Here is a 508-nt window from a genome sequence, read left to right on the forward strand (position 1 = left end):
CGTCGATCGCGAATCTCATCGAGAACCGATCCGGTGTTGTCGACGCTGCCGTCGTTGACAACCAAGAGTTGCGCGTCCTTCGGCATGGCACGCAGCGTCGACTTGACGGCCTGCCCGACAGTGCTCTCCGCGTCCTTCGCCGGCATCACTACAACGGTTCGAGCCATCACACATCCCTCAATGCTGATTCCTGAAGCCATCCAACTACCAGGCCAACTCTGGTAGCGAGCGCTCTTTGGCGCCGCGAGTCAAACGCGAGAAGTGCGTCGCGCGCGCCCAGGATCGCCGCGCTGAAAACGTTCCGCAGAAGATTGGTTCGGAGGTTATGCTTGCGAAAGAACCGAATGTCTCCACGTCCGTACGCGATGTTCTGGCGGGCTACCGCTCGGAAACCACCACGCTGGACGTACGTGACAGGCGAGGCATCAGCACGGCGGAGCTCCAGTCCGCGCCGAGCAGCGCGGAAACAGATGTCCGTATCCTCGCACGCCAACATGTTCTCATCCCA

General features: G+C 60.8%; 2 protein-coding genes. One reads left to right on the forward strand and one right to left on the reverse strand.

Annotation, left to right across the window (positions count from 1 at the left end; translation table 11 throughout):
- A partial coding sequence (locus KVT44_RS61365) for a glycosyltransferase (protein ID WP_217576863.1) occupies positions 1-200 on the reverse strand: 200 nt, incomplete at its 3' end.
- Between the two features lie 35 nt (positions 201-235).
- Between KVT44_RS61365 and KVT44_RS55560 the strand changes: the two genes are divergently transcribed.
- Positions 236-508, forward strand: a 273-nt coding sequence (locus tag KVT44_RS55560; protein WP_217576861.1) for a hypothetical protein, incomplete at its 3' end; no start/stop codon positions are given.

The organism is Streptomyces sp. GbtcB7, from assembly GCF_019091445.1.
Classification (GTDB): domain Bacteria; phylum Actinomycetota; class Actinomycetes; order Streptomycetales; family Streptomycetaceae; genus Streptomyces; species Streptomyces mirabilis.